Here is an 18,462-nt window from a genome sequence, read left to right on the forward strand (position 1 = left end):
CCACTCGCTTACGACTGATGCATTAATGGGGGTCACAACGTAGGTGTGCCCCCCCGCTTCGTCAAGCCTACCGTTGGATCATCGGTACAAAGACCTGTCGTGGCGGAATGCCGATGGTAAAGCTGGTGGTATACGGCGTTGCCAGTGCATTGCCGGCTACATCCTTCACCCCGGTAGTGACTGTCACGCGGTAGGCACCGTCGCTTAGGGTGACACGCGACATCATAGTGATCTGGTAGCTGGATGGCGTATACGAAATGCTGATCGGCACTTCGGCGCCGTTGGCACGCAAGAGCTTCACCGTGCCGGTCGTCACCGTCGTCGCATCAAGCGCCTCTGATGTGCCAAGCATAATGGCCGGCGCGAAGACTGGGCCGATGGTATCGGTGTAGACCGGCGTTGTGCCGGCCACCAATCCGCTTGCATTGTTGGCCGAATTGCTCCAGAGTATGGTGGGACGGGTAGTGTCACCGCTAGCGTTGATCGTAATCGTCACTTGCGCGACACGGCTCGCCACGCTGCCGCTGCGCACCCGGAAGGTAAAGGCATCGCCGCCGCTCACATTGGCTGCCGACGTGTAGGTGAGGTTCGACGGCGTGCCGGTGAGGTCGCCGTGGCTCGGCTGATCGACGATCTCGTAGATCAATCCGCTCGCGCCGAGGCCGCTGAGTGTAATTGTGCGCGCCGTTTGGTAGTTGGTGGTCACAGCTTGCGGTACAGCGACCAAAGGATTCACGATATTGATCCACGTGTTAGTGGAGGTCTCTTCACTCGCGCTGGGGAAAGAGACCGTCGCCTGCTGCGCCACCACTGTTCCGGTGGTCAGATCGCTGCGCAGTCGCACCGTCATCGTGACCGAACCGGTCGAATCGGTTTGACCGTTCGGCGTCAGCTCGCCGATCGCCCAGACGATCGGCCGTTGGTCGGGGTAAAAGATCGCATTACTGCCAAGTTGCAGCGTCGCCGGATCGAAGACCGGTGCGGGCTGAGCGCTGACAAAGACGCCATAAGCGCGTCCGCTGCCCATATTCTCATAGTCGATTGTGTAGCTCATCCACTGGCCGGGCACAACATCGCCGGCGGGGCCGCAGATTTCGTTCGGGTCATGGGCTTGACCGATCAATTCTGGCCGGCAATACCCGCCGTTGGCGATATTGCCGCAGCCGACGCCGGGAATGCAGCACTGGTCGAACGCGCAGGTAACATATTGCGGAAAGTTGTTGTAACAGCCATTGTGACAGCGCCATACGGTGTAGTTTGGTACGCCGAGCCAAGCGTAGATGTTGTACCATGCAGCGTTACAAGTGATATAATCCTTGTCGCAATTATATTCAGTCGAACCGCCAGTGCATTTACCACTGCACTCGGCAACATCCATTGCTTCACCAAGAATGGGAAAGATCTTTATCACCTTTTCCATCTTCGGCATAATGCCGGCAACGCATCTCGCTCTAATGTCTGTCCGTTCAGAAGTTATGGCTTCATAGCAATCCTTGGCCATAAAACCTATCTCGACGAGCGTTGGCGTCTTGCCAATAAGGTTCATAACGAACGAAGACGATTATTCGTGCAACAATCGAGGAGGCAAGGGCTAATCAAGGTTCCCGGCTGGGGTGCATGGTTTACCTTGCAATGACCTACAGCTCTTTCCCTTTGCCCCTCTCCCGCTGGGGGAGGGGAACGTTCCCTCACCCTAGCCCCTCTCCCACTGGCACGGGAGAGCGGCTGACTGCCTGCGTTACTGCCAGTTTCCGCATCACCCTCTCCCACCGGTGCGGGAGAGGGGCGCTGCTGCGTTTCGCAGTGTAGACCGACCCTTTAAGGCCGGGTTCTTTTCACAGCAGTAATTTCATCAGCCAGTGCAGGCAAATACTATTCATTCACGCTACAATATCTGTAATCAATCTTAGGCGGGACAACCGGAGCATTGCATGACGGTCGATCTGTTAACCTTATCCATTGCCCTCAGCCTTGCAAATGTCTTGCAATGCGCCGCCTTGATCGGCTTGGCGCTGGCTAATCGCGGGCGGGTCGGCCCGGTGTGGTGGGCTGCAGGAATGGGGGTGTTAGCGTTTGGCTTGCTCATCACCACCTTGCGCGATGTTGCCAAAGTGCCGCTCGTATTGCATGCTGTAAGTAATGCAATGGTGGGTGGCGGCATGCTGTTGCTCTACCACGGTGTGGAGCAGTTTTTCGGCGATCGAGGCCATCTGCGTCGCTTGCTGCTGATTTGGCTCCTTATTCTGATTGCCAATCTGTTGTTAGCGTCAACCGGCGATATGCCGCCGTTGCGTCGCATCCTCTTTTCAGTCGTGGTAGCGATCTGTTCTCTTTTGATTGGCTTGCGTTTCTTGCGTGAATCGCGCCCCGATTTCCACTCGCTGGTGTTGTTTCTTGCGATCGTCTTCTTTGCCAATGGGGTGTTTTTTGCCCTGCGCGGTATCTCCTCGGCGACCGAAGTCAACTGGCTGGTTGTCTCGCCGCCATGGCAAACCGCTACCTATCTCATCGCAATCGCAACAACTACTCTCTGGACGTTTGGCCTGATCTTGTTGGTCAATCGCGAGCTAGTCATCGGGCAACGCGATGCGCTGCAACAACTGGAACACGTCTTTGGTGCGCAACCGGATGCCGTCTTGCTGTCGCGCTTGACCGATGGCGTGTTCGTGAAAGTCAATCGCAGCTTTACGACGATCAGCGGATACTCGGCGGAAGAGGTCTTGGGCAAAGACGGGCTAACGCTCAACATCTGGCGTTCGCCGGAAGATCGGCGGCACTGGGTGGAGTTGATGCGGCGTGATGGGTATTGCGTTGGGCTTGAATTCCAATTCCGCCGGCGCGATGGCGAGCTGCGCACATGCCTGCTCTCTTCGCAGACCGTGATGATTCGCGGGGTGCCGCATGCGATCAGCATCATTCACGACATTACCGAACGTAAACAGATGGAAGAAGCCTTGCGGCGCAGCGATGCGCGCTATCGCTTGATTGCCGAAAATGCCACCGACGTGATCTGGTTGCTCGATACGCAAACAGCTCAGTTCACCTTCTTCAGCCCATCGGTCAGCAAGCTGATAGGGTACTCGGCGACCGAGGCGTTAGCATTCTCATTTACCGACTTCTTGGCACCCAATTCGGCCCGGCATGTCCAAGCGGCGTTGGACGATATGTTGCACGAGTGGGATGGTGACGATCTTATTGCCGCACCGCCGTGGACGGCAGAGATCGATCTCGTGCATCGCGATGGTCGCATTGTGCATGCCGAGATTGTCACCTCATTTGTGCGCGATGAAGAGGGCCGGCTGGTGGTGCTCGGCGTGGCGCGTGATATTACTGTGCGTAAGCAAGCCGAAATCGAACTGCGTCTTGCCCGCCAGCAGGCCGAGGCGGCCAATCGGGCCAAGAGCACTTTTTTGACCAATGTCAGCCACGAGTTACGCACCCCGTTGCATGCGGTCTTAGGTTTTGCGCAGTTGTTAGGTCGTGATAGTAATCTGACCGCTACCCAACGTGAATATCTCGACATTATCAATCGCAGCGGCGAACATTTGCTGAAATTAATCAATGATGTACTCGATTTGGCCAAAATTGAAGCCGGACGTTACACCTATACCGCAGCGCCGCTCGATGTCCGCCAACTGATCGCCGATCTGCAAACCCTGTTTCGCCCGCGGGCCGCAGCGAAACAATTGTGTTTCACAGTAACATGCGCTCCTGAGATTCCGCCAGTGATTGTAAGCGATGAAGCAAAAGTACGCCAGATTTTGATCAACTTGTTGAGCAATGCCATTAAGTTCACCAATCACGGTATGGTGCAGTTGCGCGTTGAGCTTGCGCAATCCACACGGATGCTGTTTGTGGTCGAAGATACGGGTATTGGCATATCGCCCCTTGACCAACCGCAGCTCTTCCGGCCATTCTTTCAGGGGCAACAATCTGCACCGAACGCCAATGGAGTAGGATTAGGCTTGAGCATCAGTTATGAGTTAGCGCGCTTGATGGGCGGTGATCTCACCGTTTACAGCGAGGGGGTTGGGTGCGGCGCTCGCTGTACCCTAGCACTGCCGTTGCAGACACCGAATACTGCTGCGCTCGTAGCATTGCCTGAAAAAACGCCAGCACTGCAGGCGGTATCTCTCCGGGCCGGCCAGCCTATCTACCGGATGTTGGTGGCGGATGATCAACCGGCCAGTGCCTTGCTGTTGGTCACGCTGCTGCACCGGCTGGGTTTTGTCGTGCAATCGGTTGCCGATGGCCAAGCAGCATTAGCTGTGTGGCGCGTCTGGCAACCACATATGATCTGGCTAGATGTGCGCATGCCGCGTGTCGATGGTCTCGCCGTAGCGCGCCAGATTCGCGATACGTGTACCCATACGCCGGGGTTGCTCCGACCCTTCATTGTGGCAATGTCGGCCCATGTGTTCGGAAATGCGCCATCCAGTGTGCTGGAGGCGGGTTGCGATGATTTCCTCGTCAAGCCATTTCGCGAGGGCGATGTGGTGCGATTGATCGAGCAACACCTCCATGTGCAGTTTGAATATGCTGAGCCAGCAGCCTTTACGATGCCGGTTACAGCCATTGATGAGCAGGGCTACTATGTTGAGTGGCGCCAAGCGTTGCTGCAAGCGGCTCGTGAAGCCAACTTTCGGCGCTTGCAAGCCTTGATCGCACAAATCGAGTCTGATCGCCCTGATGATGCGCGCCAATTGCACCAATGGATTGAGTCGTTTGATTATCAGGCGATTATAGTTTGGGCTGAAACATTGGCGAATGTGCAGCCGCAAAGCCGTGTTGTATTGTAATGCTAGTATCTACGCAACGTGATTGTTGAAGACTCAATCATAGCGAATGATATCACCATGTCTCATAATCGTTTGCCAACTATCCTGATTGTTGACGATATCCCGGCTAATTTGTTGTTGCTGACCCAGTTGCTTGATGGTCAGTCATACGATGTGCGTCCGGTTACCCAAGGCGCTATAGTGTTAGCCACTGCTCGCGCCATCCGGCCCGATCTCATCCTGCTTGATATTCGGATGCCGGATAAGGATGGGTATACCGTTTGCCGCGAGCTGAAGGCTGATCCGGAAACGAGCTCCATCCCGATCATTTTCATCAGTGCGCTCGATGATATCGATGGCAAGGTGCGCGCGTTTGAATGCGGCGGGGTGGATTATGTGACCAAGCCATTTCAGCCGGCCGAGGTGTTGGCGCGGGTGCGCACGCATCTGGCGTTGGCCCAAGCACGTACCGCCTTGGAAATGGCTAACCACGAGTTGCAACGGGCGTTGGCCCGTGAAGCTGAATTGGCCCGGATCGATTGGTTGACCGGTGTGTACAATCGTAGCCGCTTCTACGAATTGGCCACCCACGAGTTTGCTATTGCCACTCGTTACGATCAGGCGCTGGCCATCTGCATGTTCGATGTTGATCACTTCAAGCAAGTGAATGATCGATATGGCCATCTGATCGGCGATCAGGTCTTACGCGCAGTGGCCCAGACGGCAGCGCGCCAGATCCGGGCAGCCGATTGCATTGGCCGCTTTGGCGGCGAAGAGTTTATCTTGCTCTTGCCGAATACCGATATGTCGTCGGGGTTGAGTCTGGCTGAGCGGTTGCGCGCTGCGATCGCCGATCTGCGCGTGGGCACTGAACAAGGCGATATAACGGTGACGATCAGTGCCGGCGTGGCTGGCCGGCAGCCCGCTGATACCTTGATTGAACGCTTGATCGATCGGGCTGATCAAGCCCTCTATGCGGCTAAGCGGCAGGGGCGCAATTGTGTAGTGGGGGTGTGAAGTAGTCATTATCTCTGGGGGCAAGAGTATTTGTCGAACGATGATCGTGCGGTGTGCAAGGCGTGAGTTGGTATGGGAGCAACGAGGATCTTGGCATGGCGACCCCGGTGATCGAATTGCGTGACCTGACCGTCTACTACGGCCAGCGGTGCGGGGTTGAAGACCTCAATCTGACCGTTGAACCCGGCGAGGTGTTCGGTTTTCTTGGCCCCAATGGCGCTGGCAAGACGACGACGCTGCGGGTGTTGCTGGATATTATCCGGCCTACCCGCGGGCAGTCGTTGATCTTTGGCCGGGATTGCTGGCGCGAGGGGCCGCAGATTCGCCGGCAGGTTGGGTATCTGCCCGGCGAGCTGAGTTTACCGGCCAGTCTGACGGCGCGCCAGTATCTCGCTATACTCGATGCTGCCCGTGGCCGCGTTGTTGAAGCCGCCTATCTTGCTCGGCTGTGCGACCAGCTTGATCTCGACCTCGACTGACCAATGCGTGTACCTATTCGCGGGGCAACAAACAGAAAGTGGGCCTGATCGCGACCTTCATGTTTCGTTCACAAGTGCTCATCCTCGATGAGCCGACCGGCGGCCTCGATCCGCTCGTCCAGCAGACGGCGATCGAATTGGTGCGCGCGGCCCGCGCCGAGGGGCGCACCGTCTTCTTTTCGTCGCATATCTTGCCTGAAGTGCAGACAGTCTGTGACCGGGTCGGGATTATTCGCGTCGGCAGGCTGGCAGCGGTTGAGCGGGTTGATGCGTTGTTGCAGCGCCAGCAGGTGTATCGCTTGCGCTTGCGTTTTGCCCAGCCGATCCCGCCGGCGGCCTTCCTCCCCGGTGTGACCGAGCTAGTCTACGGCGAGGGTGAGGTGATGCTGAAGGTGCGCGAGAACTTGGCGCACGTGCTGCGGATTGACGGTGATTTGGGAGCGATCGAGCTCGAGACCATGCCGCTCACGCTCGAAAATGGCTGCGCCCATTCTCACCGTTCCACTATCGCCCCGTCACGCCGGAGACGCTCAATGATGGGCCGGCGTTGGGCGACCTCGCCATCTTGACGGTGGCGGCGCTGGTCTGGTATGGCCTTGCCGTCATTAGCTTCGACCGGCGTGATGTGACGGTGGGGGCTTGGCCGTGGATGCGATGGGTGAGCCGCTGATGACGCCGGCGTGACTGCGGCTATGGTATACTTCCTAGCAGACGTACTGCACTATATGAGGTTTCGCCGCCGGTTGAAGCATATATGTCAGATCAACTCCACATCCGTAATTTCAGCATTATTGCCCACGTCGATCATGGCAAGACGACGTTGAGCGACCGCCTGCTTGAGCTGACGCGCACGATTACCGAACGCGAGCAGCGCGAGCAGTTGCTCGACTCGCTCGATCTTGAGCGCGAAAAGGGGATTACGATCAAGCTGAAGCCGGTGCGTATGGAATACCGTGCTGCCGATGGTCAGTTGTATCAACTGAACTTGATCGATACTCCCGGCCACGTTGATTTTAGCTACGAGGTCAACCGGTCGCTGGCCGCCTGCGAAGGTGCGTTGCTGGTCGTTGACGCCTCGCAAGGCATCGAAGCTCAAACTCTCGCCAATACCTATCTGGCGCTGGAAAACGATCTCGTGATCATTCCGGTTGTCAACAAGATCGATCTGCCTGGCGCACACCCCGAAGAGGTCGCGCAAGAGATCGAGTCAGTGATCGGCATCCCTGCCGAAGAAGCCATCTTTGCCTCGGCCAAAGAGGGCATCGGCGTGCCGGAGATTCTCGAAGCGATTGTCAAGCGCATCCCGCCGCCGCGCGGCCAGCGCCAGCAGCCGGCCCGCGCCCTGATCTTCGACTCGCACTACGATCCGTATAAGGGTGTGATCGCCTATGTGCGGGTGGTTGATGGCGTCTTTACTGGCCGTGACCGGGTGCGATTTATGGGTACCGGCGCCCAAGCCGAAACGCTCGAACTCGGTATCTTCCGCCCGGCGATGACGCCGTTGAACGAGTTGGTCGCCGGCGAGGTAGGCTATATTGCGACCGGCCTTAAGAGCGTGGCCGATTGTCAAGTTGGCGATACGATCACGCTGGCTGAGAATCCGTCCAGCGAACCGCTCCCCGGTTATCGTCCGGCCAAGCCGATGGTGTTTGCCGGTCTCTACCCGATCGACTCAAACGCCTACCCTGAGTTGCGCGAGGCGCTCGAACGGCTCAAACTCAACGATGCCGCGCTCTCGTTCCAACCCGAAAGCTCGGCGGCGCTCGGCTTTGGCTTTCGCTGCGGCTTCCTCGGCCTGCTCCACATGGAGATTGTCCGTGAGCGGCTCGAACGCGAGTATAAGCTCGATCTGCTGATTACCGCGCCCTCAGTAGAGTATCAGGTCTTGCTGTCCGATGGCGAGATTGTCACAGTCGCCAACCCCTCCGAGATGCCCGATCTGTCGCGGATCGAGGCAATCGAAGAGCCGGTGGTCGAAATTAGCGTGATTGCGCCGGTGCGCTACATCGGCACGATTATGGATCTGGTGACGACCCGCCGCGGCGTCTTTCTCAGTATGGATTATCTCGACCCGACGCGGGTGCTCTTGAAGTACCGCATGCCGCTGGCCGAGATTGTGATCGATTTCTACGATCAACTCAAGAGCCGCACGCAAGGCTACGCTTCGCTTGATTACCATCTGGCCGGCTACCAAGAGGCTGATCTGGTCAAGCTCGATATTTTGGTCAACGGCCAGCCGGTTGATGCGCTGTCGCTGATCGTGCATCGCGATTTTGCCTATCAGCGCGGGCGCGATCTGGTGGAACGGCTGCGCCAATTGATCCCACGCCAGATGTTTGAAGTACCGATTCAGGCAGCAATCGGCTCGAAAATCATTGCCCGCGAGACCATCCGTGCCATGCGCAAAGATGTGTTGGCCAAGTGTTACGGCGGTGACGTGACCCGCAAGCGCAAACTGCTCGAAAAGCAGAAAGAGGGCAAGAAGCGCATGAAGATGGTTGGCAGCGTCGAGATTCCGCAAGAGGCGTTTATGGCGATCTTGTCGCTGAATGAGTCGGGGAACGAGCGGGAGCGATAGGGCAGAGTGAAGGGGCACAGCGGCGCTGTGCCCGTACCGATTTGAGATGCGGAGAATAACATAATGCGTCGCCTGATCTGGTTGTTTGCTCTCTTGCTGCTGGTGGGTTGCCAGAGCGTGGCGAATGGCCGCCAGTGGGAAGATGCCGGTTCGCCGGTCGCGTTTCGGCTGGGTACGCAGGTCTATACCGTGGCCGATGTGAATACCGAAATCAAGCGTGCTATTGGTGATGGCGTGGCCAATGCGCTGGCTGCTGGCCAGACCCGCGAGCAGATTGAGCAGATTGTGGTTGAGAACGATCTGCGTCGGCAGATTTTTGAACAGATGATTCAGAATGAGTTGCTGCTGAATTATGCCCGCCAGCATGGTATGGGTGTTGATCCGGCGGCGCTTGATGAGGTGGTGTTTAGCCGGTTGCCGGCTGATGCCGATCCGGTTGAGGCGAGTGAGCTACGCAGTACACTGGCGCGCGAGCAGATCGTGTTTGAAGTGATTGCGCGCAATACCCGCGCTGATATGGCCCGCGCGCGCCATATTTTAGTGAGTGATGAAGCGACGGCGCAGGCGATTTTGGCCGAGCTGCAGGCCGGTGCCGATTTTGCCACGCTCGCGGCGACTCGCTCGCGCGATAACGGTTTGGCGGCCAACGGCGGCGACTTGGGGTGGGTGACCCGCGGCGATTTTGTGCCGCAGTTTGAAGAAGCTATCTTTACCATGCCGCTGAATACCCCGCAGATTGTGCAAACCGACTTCGGCTTTCATGTGGTTGAGGTGCTCGAACGCGAATTGCAACGCCCGTTCGACTCGTTTGAACAACTGCGCACGCGCCAGAATGCCGGCCAGTTCTACCAAGAGACCTTTGTACCGTGGTACGAAGAGTTGCGTCGGCAAGCCGAGCGGAGCGGCGAGTTGCAGATTGCCGCCGGTTTCGACCCCAATGCGCTGCCGATCCCATTCCCTGAGACGCCATGAACGCCACGTTGACCGCCTTACTGAACGCGGCGCTGGCACGGGGTTTGATCGACCCGGCGGCAATGCAGGTGTGGGCTGTTGAGCGGTTGCTGCAGCCGCCGGTTGTGCCGGCGGCAACGAAGGTGGCGCCGTGGGTCGAACAGCAAGGATTGGGTTCGTATCACCCGCCGCGTGTGCCCTACCCGCTGGCTCCGCACGCGCCGGCCTTACTGTGGGGTGAGGCTGCCGCGTTTGATCTGCCGGCGCTGGCCTCACTGTTGCTGGAACACTACCCGCCGCACCATCCGCTCACGCTGGTGCTTGTGCCGGATGAGCGCATCGTGCCGTTGGCGCTAGCTGAGTTGGCGACAACGGTCTTGCCGCCGACGTCGGCACTGGCCCTGATCGTGCCGGCGCTGGCGATAGCTGAAGACCGGCGCGGCTTCGATCGCCTACGCTGGGTGGTGACACGCTTGCTTGGCCCTGACGGTTGCCCGTGGGATGTGCGCCAGACCCATCAGACCTTGCGCAGCGCCTTGCTCGAAGAGGTTTACGAGGCGCTGGAGGCGCTCGATGCCGGTGACATGGCGTTGCTACGCGAAGAGTTAGGCGATGTCTTGTTGCAAGTCGCCGTGCATAGCGAGATGGCGCGCCAAGCCGGCCACTTTTCGCTCGAAGAGGTAGTACAGCACATTGCCGATAAGCTCGTCTTCCGCCATCCCCACGTGTTCGGCACAACCGATGTTGCTGATGCCGGGCAGGTGTTGCGGAACTGGGAGGCGCTCAAGGCCCAAGAGTTGGCGGCCAAGGGCAAAACGCGGTCTAGCGCGCTCGATGGCGTACCGGCAGCGTTGCCGGCCTTGGCCGCTGCCCAAGCATTGGCGCGGAAAGCGATTCGGGCCGGTTTTACGTGGGAAGCGATCGATCACGTGTGGGCGAAAGTCGCCGAAGAGATAGCCGAGCTGCGGGAGGCCAGCGACCCAACTGCCCAGATGGCTGAAACCGGCGATCTGTTGTTTGCTATCGCCACGCTGGCCCATTGGCTGCATATCGACGCCGAAACTGCCTTGCGGGAAGCCAATGCTCGCTACAAGCGACGCTTCCAAGTGGTCGAGCAGATGGCTGCCGCAAGCGGGCGGGCGCTACGTGATTGCACGCTTGTCGACATGATGGCATGGTGGGCGGCAGCCAAAGCGCGCAGTGATGGACAGTAGGATGTCGCCGCCGATACCACTCTATCTGAACGATGTGGTGCAGTTGCGCAAGCCGCATGCCTGCGGCGGCGATACATGGCGGATTGTGCGTCTTGGCGCCGATATTGGTCTGCGCTGCGAAACGTGTGGCCGGCGGGTGCTGTTGCCGCGGACTGAGCTCGAACGCCGGATCAAACGGTTTATTGTGCAAGGGGACAACGAATGGGGGAACGAATAACCGAATAGGGTTATTTGTTTGTTCCTTGATGGGTGTGTTCGTTGACAACCTTGCTAAACGCGGTATGATGGCAATGTCGCCATTATATTGCATCGATACACACTATGCGAACCTTCGGTCTGCTCTTCCAAGTGCGTTATCGCAAGTCATCGTTCCTTGTGAACATCACAACGCTGGTAAGCCGGGCGTTGCTATTTGGCGTAATATGGCTGTGGCTGGCTTCTGGCGCCACGGCCCAGTCAGTGCGGCCAGTCTATCTGGTTGAGTACGATGGCGTGTTGAGCAGTTATGCCGCTGGCTATATTCGCCGTGCGTTGCGTGAGGCGGAAGCGGCTCAGGCACAGGCGTTGATTATTCAGTTGACCCCACGCGGTGCGGTATTGCAAGAGGCGCGCGCGTTGGCGAACGATATTGCATCGGCGCGGGTGCCGGTGGTTGTCTATGTCAGTCCTGCTGGACATAACGCTGGCGCGGCTGGCTCGTGGTTGTTGCCAGCGGCCCATGTGGCGGCGATGGCGCCGGATAGCCGGTTTGGGATTGCCGCGCCGTTATTTGTGCCAACGATGGGTGTCGGTGAGGCGACGCAGGATTTGCTGCTGGGTGAACAGTTGCAACAATTTGAAACGTGGGGTGCGACGCGCAACCGTAATGTCGATTGGGCTGAAACGGCGCTGCGCAGCGGTTTTATCGCGACTGCTGCACAGGCAATTGAGTCAAATCCGCCGTTAATTGATTTCGTGGCCCGTGATCGCACCGAGTTGTTGCAACGGTTGGAAGGTCGCTCAGTGACGCTGGCCGATGGCTCACAAATCGTCCTCGCAACCCTTGGCAGCCGTCCCTTGGTAGTAGAGGTGAATCTGCTTGAAGCGGCGTTGTTAGTCTTGGTCAACCCAACCATCGTCTTTATCCTGCTCATTATGGCCGGTCTAGCCTTCTATGCCGAGTTTCTCAGCCCGACGGTCGGCATTCTAGCCGGCTTAGGTGTGTTGCTGCTGGTTGGCGCTATGATTGGTATGATCGCACTGCCGGTGCAGTGGCTGAGCGTGATTGGAATCCTGATCGCCTTTGGGTTAGTCGCAGCCGATCTCTTCGTTCCGTCGCATGGAACCCTGACTGTGATTGGGGTGGGAGTTATGATCGCCAGCGCATTAACGCTGTTCGATGCAACGCAAGCGCCCGGAGTTGCGGTAGCGTTGTGGGTGATCATTCTGGTAGCAGTGCTGATTGCGATCTTCGCGATGACTGGGGTGTGGCTGGCGTTACGCTCGCGTAGCCGGCCAGTGACCACTGGCCAAGAAGGGTTGATTGGGCGGTTGGCCGAGGTGCGTAAGCGTCTTGATCCAGAAGGAATGGTGTTCGTGGAGGGTGCGCTCTGGCGGGCAGTGTGTGAAAACGGCACTGCTGAAGAGGGCGAGTTTGTGCGGGTCACTGGGATTTATGCGCTGCGGCTGACCGTCCGGCGGCTGGAACAGTCTGAATTGTCGTTGCCGTCGTCGTAGCGGTGTGTGGCCGTGCGTCGCACGTCAGTGCGCCGCTTCAGAGATTTCTTACGGAAAGGGGTTAGGGCATGAGTGGTCTCACATTTTTCCTCTTGGCCTGTCTGGCGGTATTAGCGTTTATCGCGTTGATGATCTTGCTCTCGGCGATCAAGATTGTGCCGGAATACGAGCGGGGTGTGATCTTCCGGTTAGGCCGGTTGATGGGGCCGCGCGGGCCGGGTATCTTCTTCGTGATCCCGGTCTTCGAGCGTATGGTGCGGATCGATATGCGTGTCATCACGATGGATGTGCCGGTGCAAGAGGTTATCACGCTCGATAACGTCACGATCAAGGTCAACGCGGTGCTCTACTTCCAAGTTATCAATCCCAACTGGGCCGTCACTAAGGTGATGGATTACATCCGGGCCACGATGCAGATCGCGCAGACGACGCTGCGCAGCGTGGTTGGCCAAGTCGAACTCGATGAGATGTTAGCGCAGCGCGAGAAGATTAACCAGAAGCTGCAACAGATTATCGATGAGCAGACCGAGCCGTGGGGGATCAAGGTGACGATCGTGGAAGTGAAAGATGTGGAGCTGCCGCAGAACATGCAGCGGGCGATGGCCCGTCAAGCCGAGGCCGAGCGCGAAAAGCGAGCCAAGCTCATCCACGCCGATGGTGAGTTGCAAGCGTCGCGCACGCTGGCCGAAGCCGCAAAAGTGCTGGCCAGCGAGCCGGTGACGTTGCAATTACGCTATCTGCAAACCTTGACTGAAATCGCTACCGAGAAGAACAGCACAATTATCTTCCCCTTGCCGATCGATACGCTCAAGGCGTTTGTGACGCCTAGCAATCCGGTCAATAATGACGTGCGCCGTTCGGCGGATTAAGAAAAGGCGGCGCGCGCCGTTCTCTGCGACACAAAGCCGTTTCCCGGCTAATGATGAGGTCTGCTATGCAGGAGTGGTAGGGACGATGCGTCCATCGTCCCTATCGTCGGGCAATGACCACGATACTGGCAATCAGCAACGCAGCGCCTACCATACCGGTGGTGGTGAATCGTTCGCCGAGTAGGAGAATGGCCAAGAGCGCCGAACCGAGCGGCTCGAGCAACGTGATCGTAGCCGCTGTGGTGGCGCGCACGCTGCGCATCCCGCGCACATAGAGCGCGTAGGCCAAGGCCGTCGGCACAATGCTGAGATAGATCAACACCAACCAGCCTAATGGCGGATAATCAATTGCTAAGCCGGTGGTAAGGGCGGCGGGCAAGAGCAAGAGCGCGCCCAGCGCAAACGATAGCGCCACCGGCACCACCGGATGGTAATTGGCAGCGATCAGGCGCGCGCCGAGCACGACCAAACTGTACGAGAAGCCGGCGGTCAGTGCCAGGGCCGCGCCGATCAGCAAATCAGCGGTTGACTGCACCTGTGGCGCGCCGCCGACTAGCAACCCCGCGCCGAGCACAGCGCCGCCAACCGCTAGCCACGTGCTGGCGCGCAGCCGCTCGCCGAGCAAGGCGCGCGCTAACAAGGCGGTAAAGATCGGCGCGCTGCAAATGTTGATCAAGACCGCTGCCGCCACGCCGAGATAAGGAATTGCGGCGAAGTAGGCAACCTGATACCCGGCAAACGCGCCCCCGATCAGGGCCAGCGTCCAACGATGGCGCGGTTGGATACGAAACGCTTGTGGGCCGGCAAGCAGGCGGGCAGTGATGAGCAACACCGGCGCCGAGAGCAGCAGCCGCAAGAAGCCAATCGAGAGCGAGTTGGTGTCAGCGACGCGGTAGAGCCAGCCTATGGCCACCCCGATCGTTCCCCACGTCAGCGCAGCGATGACCACCATCGCCACATCAAAGGGTCGTTGCGCTTCATCAAGGCGATGCATAGCGGTCATGTTCTTTCGTCAACACAGCGAAACACAAACCAACCGCCCCCGTTAAGCTCACGGGGGTGGCTATGCCAGACGCAGACCTGCTTAATCGAGATAGCCGCGCAATTTCTTGCCGAGGTGTGGGTGGCGGAGCTTGCGTAACGCCACCGCCTCAATTTGGCGGATGCGCTCGCGGGTGATGCCAAACTCGATCCCAACCTCTTCGAGAGTGCGGTAGCGGCCATCCTTGAGACCGTAGCGCAATTGGATAATCTTGCGCTCGCGCTCAGGCAGCTTCATCAGCACCTCTTCAAGTTGTTCGCGCAGCAATGAGGCCGTCGCCGCTTCAGCCGGAGTCGAGATGCGATCGTCTTCGATAAAATCACCCATGCGGCCTTCGCCCTCTTGGCCGACCGGCATCTCCAGCGAGAGCGGGTGCATACTGGCTTCAAGTGTGCGACGCACCTTGCCCGCCGAAATGCCCATCGCATCGGCAATCTCTTCTGGGGTCGGCTCGCGTTGCATCGTCTGCTGGAGGCGGTGCGAGGTGCGCTTGACTTGGCTGATGGCTTCTCCCATATGCACCGGCAAACGGATGGTGCGGCTCTGATCGGCGATGGCGCGGGTAATCGCCTGCCGGATCCACCACGTCGCGTAGGTGCTGAACTTGTGGCCCTTCTTGTAATCAAACTTCTCAACTGCCCGCATCAGGCCAATATTGCCCTCTTGCACCAAATCCATCATCGTCAGGCCATACGAGGTATATTTCTTGGCAATGCTCACGACGAGCCGCAAATTGGCCTGAATCAAGTGATGGCGCGCATCTTGCCCTTGCTGAACAGCGCGCTCCAATTCAAAACGTTCGCGGGCAGAAGCATACTCTTCACGATCGAGCCGTTGGCGAGCCGCAGCTCCGGCCTCCATCGCCTTGGCTAATTCGACCTCTTGCTCAGCGGTCAGGAGCGGCACTTGCCCAATCTCTTGCAAATACATCCGCACCGGATCATCAAATGCAATATCACCGAGATCGGGCAATTCGGCAATTAATTCATGCTCTACATCTGGTTCAAAATCAGTCGGCCCTTCAAGCTCATCAGTTGACTCGACGACTTTGATCCCCTCGGCTTGCAGCATTGCATAGAGCTGATCAATCTCGGCAATGTCGTGCTCAGGGTGAGGAAAGGTAGCAAGAATGTCGGCGTGGGTAATATACCCGCGCACCCGTGCTGCGGCGAGCAGTTGCTCGATCATCGCCTCTGACTCCGGTGTAGCTTTGCTCAACATCTTTCAACCAGTACTCAGTTGATGGCGTCAGGCCGGTATGACACCATCACTAGGCCGTCGTGGCGACGGCGGGCTGCTGCAACTGTCTGGCTCATTAGCCACAGGAAAACTGAAAGGCCTCAGCGACCTGTCTGAAACGCCGGGCCTTACACGTCGCGCTCTCCGTTATGCTTTGGCAAAGAGATGGGGTTGAGAGAATGCCCTCAAACCCCAAGCTGTCATTGCGATGGAGGGACGCATACGTGGCACCCCATTAGACGTAACTAGGGGTACTATAGCACTTTTTGCGCGCCGGAGTCAACCCCTTCTTTGGTCTGATTCGGCAGGAGAATCGGGCAAATAGGCGCTAATTTTGGCAAGCAAAAAATTGCGAATATCGTGGCGCAGGTAGCAGAAGGCGCGGATGCTGAGGCCGCTTGGCTCAACCACGAGTTCCAGCGGTCGAATGCGCCGTTCGGTCGGTTGGGGGCTGCTGTTTGAGGTGTAGATAATGCGCAAGGTGCTGCCGCTAGCCATCGCTTCGGCCAGTGGCGGCGGCGCTTCCGGTTCGGGCTGGCCGGGGAGGAGGCCGCGGGCAAAGCGGAGCGCGTCGCCAAGGGTGGTGACGCCATACGCGGCCATCTTGGCGACGAGCTGATCGAAGAGGGCGTTCAGCGTTAACACATCGTCCATTGCCCGGTGGGTTGGCGTTGGCAGGCCAAAGGCATTGGCCAGCGCGCCAAGACTGAGCGAACCACGCCGAATGCCGAGCCGGCGCGCCAGCTCAAGCGTATCAAGCACCGGGCCGGTAAGCGGCGGATAGCCTGCCCGCGCCAGTTCCATATTGAGAAAGGTCTCGTCGAACGGCAGGTTGTGCGCCACGCGCACCGCATCCCGGCTGAGCTGCACTACGTGGCCGGCAATATCGGCAAATCGCGGCGCAATGAGCAAATCCTCGGTGCGCAGACCGTTGATCTGCGCCGCTTGCGGATCGAGATCGCGCTCTGGATTGAGCAAGGTTTCGATCCTGCCGGTTTCGGTACCACCCTCACGGCGCAGCATGGCAAGTTCGCAGACCCGATGGCCATCACGGATGTCGAGACCAGTCGTTTCGACATCGAAAAAGAGCAGCGGTAGCTCAGCCAGCGGTTGTTGGAGATCAAGCGTGCTCATGGTGTGACCGGCACTTGCTGGACGACATCATCAGGGATACCGAGCAGATCCGCTTGCACCCAACCCTCTTTGTCGCGAACGTTCAGAACCCGGTACCACGAACCGTCGGCGGTGCGCGCGAGCAGCTCAACGACTTCGTTCCGTTCGACCCGATCGATTTGGGCACTTGCTGGATCGGCCGCCAAATAGATCGGGCCACTGACGAAGACCGTCACTACATTCGCCACCGGCGTTTCGGCGGCGATCAGATCGGTGACCACGATTAAGATGCGACTGACCCAGCCAATCTCGTCGCGGATGGTGCGCACGTAGTACCACTCTGCGTTGGGGGTGCGGGCAAGGATTTGCACTTGTTCGCCAGCATTGATCCCGCCGATGATGTTATTAATGCCGGGGAAGGGCAGTTTGCGCACATTGCCGCCGTTCGTGACCGCCACCGGCTGGCCGGTGGGCAATGCTGGCGTTGGAGTGGCCGTGGGCGTTGGCGGCGGGGTAGGGGTAGTTTGGACAACCGGCGCCGGCGTAGCCGTTGGAGTAACCGTTGGCGCTGCGGCGACTTCACCGTAAAAGGCTGCCGCAAACCGTTCCGGAATCACCAACTCAGCTTCGGCGCTGACGCTGCCGTCAGTGGCGCTGACAAACACCGTGTAGCGGGGGCCGGCTGGCGTGGCGTCGCCATCGGCCAGCTTCGTTGCCCGCAGATCGCCGCGATCACGCTGGATGCGGATCGTCTGAGCCGGATCAATCCAGCGTAACGGTTGGCCATCGGCGCGCAATTCCACCTGCAACTTAGTCTCATCGGCAAGGCCGGTGCTGCGTACCCGGATATTGATCGTCGGCGGTTCGGCCCGCACGACAGTGGCATCTTCGATCGTGAGTGTGATTGGTACTGGCGAAGGGGTGGGGGTTGGCGGCGGCTCGGCAACGCTGTCGTTGTTGAGGCTCAATACGAGTACGCCAATCCCCAAACAAAGCAAGATGGGAATGAGCACAAAGAGAATCTTTGCCGCTAGCGAAAGACTGCGCAGCCGATCTTGCCAACTCTGCGGCTCTTCAAGTGGCACAGCAGTATAGTCAATGGTGGTGGCCGATGGAATCTCAGGAATCGGTGGCGCCTGATTGGCAGCGCGCCGCCGGCGAATGAGCACCACTACCAACAGAATGATGACGAGACCGAGAACGATGAGACCAATCGCTAAGGGTGGTGATATCTGATTGAGTGTTGTTTGCATGAGCAACCTCAGTCACAATGGCTTCAGATGCTTATAATATGCGAATCTGGCGCTATCTGCAACTATCGGCTGTGTTATACTACCTCTTGCTACGCTTGACGCGCGCGGAGTTCGCATGAATCGCAGTTTGGCAAACAATACGGTTCGCTGCGCTTTTCGACCGACCCACTGGCCCGGTCTACGCCTCACTGCCCGTGGTTTTATGGCGGGCTA

Annotated in this window: 16 protein-coding genes; 11 read left to right on the top strand and 5 right to left on the bottom strand. The window is 58.4% G+C overall.

Features of this window, described 5'->3' with window-relative positions; translation table 11 throughout:
* Positions 1-67: 67 nt before the first annotated feature.
* Positions 68-1,411, bottom strand: coding sequence for an Ig-like domain-containing protein (locus U9R61_RS07030; protein ID WP_322488104.1), 1,344 nt, complete (start codon positions 1,409-1,411; stop codon positions 68-70).
* 520 nt (positions 1,412-1,931) lie between these two features.
* On the opposite strand from U9R61_RS07030, the gene U9R61_RS07035 reads away from it, so the two are divergent.
* The 11 genes from U9R61_RS07035 (at position 1,932) to U9R61_RS07085 (ending at position 13,602) form a co-directional block, all read left to right on the top strand.
* On the top strand, positions 1,932-4,799 hold the full coding sequence (locus U9R61_RS07035) for a PAS domain S-box protein (protein ID WP_322488105.1): 2,868 nt from the start codon (positions 1,932-1,934) through the stop codon (positions 4,797-4,799).
* A 57-nt stretch (positions 4,800-4,856) separates the two neighbouring features.
* Complete coding sequence (locus U9R61_RS07040) at positions 4,857-5,795, top strand: diguanylate cyclase (RefSeq protein WP_322488106.1); 939 nt, start codon at positions 4,857-4,859, stop codon at positions 5,793-5,795.
* Positions 5,796-5,890: 95 nt separating this feature from the next.
* The gene (locus U9R61_RS07045) at positions 5,891-6,274 is read left to right on the top strand and encodes an ATP-binding cassette domain-containing protein (RefSeq protein WP_322488107.1); all 384 of its coding nucleotides are present in this window, start codon (positions 5,891-5,893) and stop codon (positions 6,272-6,274) included.
* Positions 6,275-6,333: 59 nt separating this feature from the next.
* Positions 6,334-6,843 (top strand): hypothetical protein, encoded by a 510-nt coding sequence (locus U9R61_RS07050; RefSeq protein WP_322488108.1) that lies wholly within the window; start codon positions 6,334-6,336, stop codon positions 6,841-6,843.
* Positions 6,822-6,944 carry a hypothetical protein gene (locus tag U9R61_RS07055; protein WP_322488109.1) on the top strand — a complete coding sequence of 41 codons (123 nt, stop codon included), beginning with the start codon at positions 6,822-6,824 and terminating at the stop codon, positions 6,942-6,944. The genes U9R61_RS07050 and U9R61_RS07055 overlap by 22 nt, the downstream gene beginning before the upstream one ends.
* An 84-nt stretch (positions 6,945-7,028) precedes the next feature.
* Positions 7,029-8,852, top strand: a complete 1,824-nt coding sequence (gene lepA / locus U9R61_RS07060) for a translation elongation factor 4 (protein ID WP_322488110.1) — start codon at positions 7,029-7,031, stop codon at positions 8,850-8,852.
* Positions 8,853-8,915: 63 nt separating this feature from the next.
* Positions 8,916-9,824, top strand: coding sequence for a peptidylprolyl isomerase (locus U9R61_RS07065; protein ID WP_322488111.1), 909 nt, complete (start codon positions 8,916-8,918; stop codon positions 9,822-9,824).
* On the top strand, positions 9,821-11,017 hold the full coding sequence (gene mazG, locus U9R61_RS07070; protein ID WP_322488112.1) for a nucleoside triphosphate pyrophosphohydrolase: 1,197 nt from the start codon (positions 9,821-9,823) through the stop codon (positions 11,015-11,017). Before U9R61_RS07065 ends, mazG begins: the two co-directional genes overlap by 4 nt.
* A gap of 1 nt (position 11,018) precedes the next feature.
* The gene (locus tag U9R61_RS07075) at positions 11,019-11,234 is read left to right on the top strand and encodes a DUF951 domain-containing protein (RefSeq protein WP_322488113.1); all 216 of its coding nucleotides are present in this window, start codon (positions 11,019-11,021) and stop codon (positions 11,232-11,234) included.
* Between the two features lie 104 nt (positions 11,235-11,338).
* A complete protein-coding gene (locus U9R61_RS07080; protein ID WP_322488114.1) occupies positions 11,339-12,733 on the top strand; it encodes an NfeD family protein in 1,395 nt (464 codons plus the stop codon).
* Positions 12,734-12,801: 68 nt separating this feature from the next.
* Complete coding sequence (locus U9R61_RS07085) at positions 12,802-13,602, top strand: slipin family protein (protein WP_322488115.1); 801 nt, start codon at positions 12,802-12,804, stop codon at positions 13,600-13,602.
* A 100-nt stretch (positions 13,603-13,702) separates the two neighbouring features.
* Here the strand turns inward: U9R61_RS07085 and U9R61_RS07090 are convergent, their stop codons facing one another.
* From U9R61_RS07090 to U9R61_RS07105, 4 genes are all read right to left on the bottom strand, one after another.
* Positions 13,703-14,605, bottom strand: a complete 903-nt coding sequence (locus U9R61_RS07090; RefSeq protein ID WP_322488116.1) for a DMT family transporter — start codon at positions 14,603-14,605, stop codon at positions 13,703-13,705.
* Between the two features lie 81 nt (positions 14,606-14,686).
* Entirely contained in the window at positions 14,687-15,832 is a 1,146-nt protein-coding gene (rpoD, locus tag U9R61_RS07095; RefSeq protein ID WP_322488117.1) for an RNA polymerase sigma factor RpoD, read from the bottom strand.
* 330 nt (positions 15,833-16,162) lie between these two features.
* Complete coding sequence (locus U9R61_RS07100) at positions 16,163-17,017, bottom strand: exonuclease domain-containing protein (RefSeq protein ID WP_322488118.1); 855 nt, start codon at positions 17,015-17,017, stop codon at positions 16,163-16,165.
* A complete protein-coding gene (locus U9R61_RS07105) occupies positions 17,014-18,249 on the bottom strand; it encodes an SH3 domain-containing protein (protein WP_322488119.1) in 1,236 nt (411 codons plus the stop codon). Before U9R61_RS07105 ends, U9R61_RS07100 begins: the two co-directional genes overlap by 4 nt.
* Positions 18,250-18,462 lie beyond the last annotated feature (213 nt).

Origin of the sequence: Chloroflexus sp. (assembly GCF_034431535.1) — a bacterium.
In the GTDB taxonomy this organism is placed as follows: Bacteria; Chloroflexota; Chloroflexia; order Chloroflexales; family Chloroflexaceae; genus Chloroflexus.